This window comes from Variovorax sp. P4_B10, from assembly GCF_056402375.1.
On the sequence record NZ_JBFUHN010000041.1, the window covers coordinates 53,453 to 60,206 of the forward strand.

Genomic DNA, 6,754 nt, shown 5'->3' on the forward strand with positions numbered 1-6,754 from the left:
ACAGTTTCCACCATAACCGGGGCTCGTCCGGCTGATGGCGTTCTTGTGCGCCTGGCTCAAGGTATCTGCCTTGGGGTCGATCGGAACCCCCCCAGGGGTCTGTTCTTGCCGCCGTGCTGCTTTGCTGAGGCGTGTCGCCCGAAAGGCCCACCGTACGGCTGGGAGGGGGCAGGTCAGTCCGGCGGCCTTCTGGGGATAGTTATCACAATGGGGGGGCTGGTATTCGGTCCCGGAACGGGGCGGCCGGCAGGGTGCCCGGTGAATATGCAGAATGCGACGATCAATCCGTAGCAAAAGCCTCTGAGGTCAGCGACTTGCGCACAGTCGGGGCAATTCTTCGATTTCCCTGCTTGTTTTCGAGTCAGCCCATTCTCGAGTGCTTCGTAAGTCGCATCAGAGTTCAGGAGGTTGCCCCCAAGCCCTGCGGCGCTTGACCCTCCAGGCAATTGCGAGCCTACATCAGGTGCGTAGGCATACAGCCCCAGCGGATCCGAATTTCGCAGCGGGTCTTGATGAGCATAGGCAAATGGATTGACACCTCCCCTCAACCCAATCGGATCCTGGTTGATGTACGAGCCAACGCTTGGATCGTAGTACCGGTGCCGGTTGTAATAGAGCCCTGTCTCTGGATCATGGTGTTGCCCTGGCAGTCGAATGGGCTGATCAATGCCGAGCGGGTTGTATTCCTGTTGCAGATTGCCCCAGGGATCGTGCTCGGCTATCCACACGATCTGCCCTTGTTCATTCGTGAGTGCCTGGGGCGTGCCCAAGTGATCGCAGTGATAGTGGCGAACGGCAATCGACCGAGCAACCGACGGTGCCTCTGGTTGCATTCCGCTTGGAAGAACCTCGAGGAACTGATCCTCGATGCTCTGACGCATGTTCTGAGGCAAGCCCTGTAGCGCTCCGTGCAGTGCCTGCTCTACCTGCGAATTCTTGGCCTGCGCCACCAGAGCTGCCAGCCCGACAGGTGGCGCGTTCCCCTCGACGCTCAGCTGTATCAGAGGCGTAAAGTTGCCAGGCTCGTAAACCGTGTGCGTGACCTGCTTATCGCGTCCCGGAATCCAGTGCTCGGTGTGCACCAGCCGATCACCATCCCAACCGTAGTAAGTGCAGTCTTCCTGTGCGTCTTTCTGGCCGTGGGCACTTTCCCTGACTTTCTTGCTTAGTCGTCGTCCCAAGGAGTCGTAGATAAAGTGGCTGACAGTGGTCGCTGTCTCTGTGTGTACTTGAACTTCAATGAGCTGGTTGGTACCGTCATACCGCAACAGCATCCCACCATCCTGCCGGATCGCCTCTATCCGGTTACCTCGACTGTCATAGCGATAGAGCGTGTCATCGCTGCAGCCCACGCGGTTGTCATACCAGCGCTCATCGCCCACCAAAGGCCCTGGCTCGGCTGCAAGACCTTGACTTTGCCCCAAGACGTTGAAGTCCTTCTTCTGCCATTGGCTGCGTACCTGAGCCGCCCAGAGGTCGGTGTCTTGGGAGAGCCCTGACCGAGAGATGCTTGCGCCTGTGGACGGCAGACGATTGCCTGCCGGGTCAAAGCGCCAATACTGTTGGCGATTTGCTGATCGCGCCTCGATCAGGCGCCCAAGCGCATCGTAGTGATAGCGCTTGTCACCGCCCGGCGTCTGAACGGACTCGAGCTGCCCGGTGGAGTCGTAGTGATAGTCGCGCAGGGCGAGTTGCCCAACCAGCGGAAACGGCGGCGCTTTTTCGGTGCTCGATGCGAGTCCTGCGATGCTCAGTCTGTCCAGACGGCCCAGAGTGTTCCATTGCCGTTGAGTTTGTACCTTTGCAGAGTTGGAAAGGGCTTGCTGCCGCTTGATCTCGCGATGCAGTGAGTCGCGTTCGATGTCCAGAACGCTCCGGCCATTGTGGAGCAGTCCGTGCAGATGGCCGGAGCCGTACATCAGGTAGTCCACCTGCCCGAGACCCTGTAGTTGGCTGGCTTGGCGGTTGCCCAGCGGATCGAGTTTGTGAGAGATGGTGTGTTCAAACTCGATCGAGGCTTTGGCCAACGCGCCGGCACCCGCGGACTGGACCTTGTAGATGCGTTGGGTTTCGCCCATCGGACGCCCCAAGGCATCGCGCTCGATCAGCGCTTCAGTGTGCAATTGCTCTGGTTGTCTGGGGCCGAGCACGTAGCTCTTCGTCGCAATCAACTCGCCAACAGGACTCCATTGCAGCCGCTCGGTGCGTGCCGGACCGTGCTCGGTCGCGGGGACATGGATTTCGGCAAGCCGGCCCGCGGCATCCCAGAGATAGCGCGTGCTCAGGTGGTCTTCGATCCCGCCATCCAAAGCCTCGACCAACTGACCGGCGGCATCGTAGCGGTAGGCCTGCAGCCGTCCGTCGAAGCCATCTTCTTGGATCAAACGATCCATCACATCCCAAGTGAATCGGGTGTGCGCGCCATTTTCATTGGTCAATTGAATTTGGCGCCCGGCCAGGTCGTAGGCGAAGCGGAAGTCATGACCGCCTTGCGCGCGCCTTGTGACGCGACCCGATAGGTCGTAGTCGAAGGCGATGCTGTGGTCCGGATCATTCTGAAGCGACTCCTGTACCACGCGCCCCGCCGCATCATGGCGATAGCTGATCATGGTGCCATCAGGGCGACGCACAGCATCGAGTTCGCCAGTCAAGCCGTGGTCGTAGAAGGTACTCTGTCCCAGGGCGTTCGTCAGCTTGATCCGCTGCCCCCAGCGATTGAATTGCGCCTCGCTGGCATGGCCTGAACAATCGGTATAGCGCGCCAGCTTGCCCGCCGGGCTCCAGGCGAGATGTTTGACGCCGCCTTTGGCGTCAATGATTCGGACGGGATATTCGCAATTGAAAGGCGCCGTCTGAGGTTCCGGATATTCTTGGCGTTCAACACTGCCATCCGCCAACACAGCCTGTATCGTCCGACCCCATGCATCGTAGTCAAAGCGGGTCATGCGCCCCGCCGCGTCGGTGACCGTCAGAAGCCGCCCGGTGGCGAGGTCGTAGTCATAGCTGTCCCGGCCACCGTCGGGCCGTTGTTCGCCCAGTAGACGGCCCTCACCGTCGTATCGCAGGCGGGTGGTGCGCCCAAGAGGGTCGATGGTTTCGACCAGGCGGCCATCCGTATCGTAGGCGTGACGCATCCTGCTGTCGTCTGCGCGTACATGCTCCACCAGACGCGACAGTCCGGCCTCGCCTTCGAAGCGATAGACGTCAACGCGCTGCAAGCTGTCCGTCACACGGGTCACTTGACCCGTGTCGGACTGGATGTACTCGAACCGATAGGTCAAGCCTTTCTCATTGGTATGCTCCATCACCTTGGCACCAGGCGTGGGACTTTCGTATTGGTAGCCATGGCGCGGTCCTTCCAAATGACGGTGGCCCACCATCAAGTGCTCCTGCCAGGCAAACTCTCGGATGAGTCTGCCTACCCGGTCATGCACCGTGACCAGATCGCCCGCGCCTGAATATCCATAGCGCACCAACGCGATCGGTTCGGTGGAGCCTGATACCAGCGGATCCGCGATCAAATCGACGCCGGTGAGCCTCCAACCGTTGTCGGCTTGCCAGAGGCCCTGTGCTGCCTTCGCTGCATGGAGCTGCTGCAGGTTCAATCGATACCGGCGTCCCACACCGTCGGTGATACCGATCACTCGTCCTTGCCCGTCGCGTTCGTAGTTCTGGCGTCTTCCAAATCGATCCAACATCCCCTGCAATACATAACAACTGGAGGCCGAAGGGTCAGCGGCTTCAGATGTCGTCGCTTGCAGCTGCGCTGGAGGTGTCACTCCTGGCCCCAATACCCACAGCGTCTGAACATCGCTATTGGTGGCCAGAATGCGCTGAGGATCTCCAGTCAGATCGGAAGGAATGTGGCGAAAACGCTCCAGGTCGGCCCAAACCGCATTCCGACCGCCGCGCAACAGCCAGATGTTTTCGCTCGGGCTATAGATCGAGTCGCCTTCCGACAAGGAATCAAAAGTGATAACCCGGCCCATGGCGGTAAACAGCAAGCAAGCGTCGCCCTTTAGTTCGAGGCGCATCTGCGAGGGCAGGCTCCAGCCATAGCCCAGCAGACTGCACGATGCGCCATGCGTCGAGTTGACGTAGCTGCTGTACTGGCGCTGCCAGACCAGGGGCATTGCACCGGGCAATGCGAAATCGAGTTCCGGCTCTCCCATCAACACCTTGGCACCCTGCGACGGACTCACCGGGTTGCCGACCGTCACGCCGCCCGGGCATTCCGAGCATGCAACGCCGCCCTGGCTGCCGATCAGCACCGTGCGCGAGCCGCTGACGATCTTGCTTCCGGACACGCTGTCCGTGATCCGCGCTGCTGGTTTGCCGCTCATTTGGCTTTCACTCCCGGAAGGTTTCGTCTGAAGCTGTCAGGGGCCCGCCGGGGCCGCTAGCAGTTGAGCTTGTCCAGCGGCGACAGGATTTCGATCTGGCCCGCCGTGATCCTGATCGTGCTGGAGCCGCAGCTCAGCGTGATTTCGTCGTCCGCGGAGATCGCGATCTTCTTGCCGTGGACCTTGAGGGTGTCGCCCACCTTGAGCGTGTCGTTCTTGCCGATTTCGGTTTCCCGCACCTGGCCGACCTGGACGGTCTGCTTTTCGCCGACGTTGAGGCTTTGGGTCTTGCCCACATTGGTCATCATGCTGACGCCGATGTTCTCCATGTAGGCCACGCCGATGGACATGATCTTGAAGATGCCGACGTTCTGCGTATAGCCTATCCCGACCGTCTGCATCTTGAATTTCCCGATGGAGATCGTCTCGTTCAGATCCACCCGTTCCTTGCGGTTCTGATGGATGGTGATGGTCTCGTCCAGGTCCACCTCTTCGGTGCGCCAGCCATGCACGTCGATCTTCTCGTTGCGGTCCACGACCTCGGTGCGATCGCGATGGACGGTGTTGAACTCATCGCGGTCGACGGTCTTGCGCCGGTCATTGCCAACCCACTTGTCCTCGTCGTGCTCGACTTCGGTGAGCTGGTCTTTCTGGGCATGCAGCCACAGTTGCTCTTCACCGGCCTTGTCTTCGAAGCGCAGCGCGTTGGCCGTGCCGGGTGAGCTTTTCATCCCGTCGCCCGGGGTTCCTCCCTTGGAAGAGCGCGTGAGGATGCCCGACTGGGTCTTGTTGGCCGGCAACTCCCAAGGCGGCATCTGTGCCGCGTTGTAGACCCGCCCGGTGACGATGGGGTAGTCCGGATCACCGTTGAGAAAATCGACGATGACTTCCTGGCCGATGCGCGGCACATGCATGGTGCCGTAGTTGCTGCCAGCCCAGCTCTGCGACACGCRGATCCAGCAGGAGGAGTTTTCGTCCATCTTGCCGTAGCGGTCCCAGTGGAACTGCACCTTGATCCGGCCGTACTCGTCGGTGTAGATCTCTTCGCCCGCGGGCCCCACGACCACTGCAGTCTGCGGACCGGTGGTACGCGGCTTCGGCGTCACCCGCGCGGCGCGGTAGCTGGTGTTGTCGGGCAGGACTTCAAAGGTCTGGCGATAGCTCGTGCCGCTGGTGCCTTCAGCGTAAACAGCGTCGGCGGCGCCGATCTTGCGCAGCGCGTTTTCCTGGAAGTCGTAGGTGACGGCCTCGATCAGGTAGCGCCGGTTTTCTTCTGACCTCGGATGACGCGTCAGGTCGAACAGATAGCCTGCAGCCAGATGTCGCAAGCTGCCATGCCCGGCAATCAATTCACGCCGTGCACTTTGCTGTTCGATGCGCACGCGCGCGTAGTTCTCGCCATCGCCCATCTCTGTGTAACCACCCGGCCAGTCATAGAGCTCGTAGTGGTCACGGTCGTGACCCGCCGGCTGCTGCCGGACGGTGTCGATCTCGGCATTGGGCTTCTTGAAGTCGTAGTCGTCCGCCGCGAAATGACCAGAGGCAATGTCTTCACGATGGCCCCAGGTGTCGATGAAATCCTGCTCGAGGATCTGAGCTGCGAGCACGCCGGCGTGATAGGGGATTTTCTCTGGTCCGTCGGGCAGGCCGGCGTGTGACGCCATGCAGTCGCACAGCACCAGCTTATGGCTGCCCCGCGCGTGTTCGAAGAAGTAATAGAGCCCTTCCAGTTCCATGAGGCGGTTGACGAAGCTGAAGTCCGTCTCCGCGTACTGGACGCAGTAGTCCCAGGTGCGGTAGCTGCCGCTGAACTTGTCCACGATGGTGAAGCCATAGGGCCCGAGCACGTCGTGGAGTATCTCGGGCACCGTCTTGAACTGGAATATCTTGAAATCGGAGCGACGCGTGGCATACCAGAGCCAAGGCTGCAGCACAGCTTCGTAGATGTGCATGTCACCGTCATCCTTGCCGATGTAGGTGAACTGGGTGACCTGCCCGCTGAGAAAACGCTTGCCGGCACCGCCCAATTCGGTGGCCAGGTTCACTTCGATGCTCATGTCCTTGCCCAGCAAGCTCTTGGCCGAGATGCTTGGCGTGTCGCTGATCAGGCGCACTCTGTACTCGAAGAGAGAGGAGATCCGCTCCTGCCCCGTCATGGAACGGAATTTGAGACGCTCACCCAGCTCACTGTGGGCGATGAAACTGCGAGTCATTTCTTGGGTCCCTCGTCGGCTCGATCCGAGCCACAAACCAAGTCTGAGATCTGTCTCCTACTTTGTCACAAGCTTCAACGGCCTCTGCACGGCCGAAGATCAGGTTTCCTTGTTTTCCTTGATGTTCCAGGCCAGCACGCTCTCGGGGCCCTTGCCGCCCTTGTCGGTCTGTTCCCAGTACTGCTGCTTCACCTTGGC

The 6,754-nt window shown here is 60.3% G+C and carries 2 protein-coding genes and 1 pseudogene; all 3 read right to left on the minus strand.

Going from position 1 to position 6,754, the window contains the following annotated elements:
• Positions 1-173: 173 nt before the first annotated feature.
• Positions 174-4,343 (minus strand): RHS repeat-associated core domain-containing protein, encoded by a 4,170-nt coding sequence (locus AC1DXX_RS19620; RefSeq protein WP_478135873.1) that lies wholly within the window; start codon positions 4,341-4,343, stop codon positions 174-176.
• A gap of 56 nt (positions 4,344-4,399) precedes the next feature.
• Entirely contained in the window at positions 4,400-6,556 is a 2,157-nt protein-coding gene (locus AC1DXX_RS19625; protein WP_478135874.1) for a type VI secretion system Vgr family protein, read from the minus strand.
• 99 nt (positions 6,557-6,655) lie between these two features.
• A pseudogene (locus tag AC1DXX_RS19630) lies at positions 6,656-6,754 on the minus strand (type VI secretion system tube protein Hcp); the annotation flags it as partial.

Excerpts from the sequence above, each read along its gene's own strand:
- AC1DXX_RS19620 (WP_478135873.1), bottom strand. The coding sequence starts at position 4,343 with ATGAGCGGCAAACCAGCAGCGCGGATCACGGACAGCGTGTCCGGAAGC.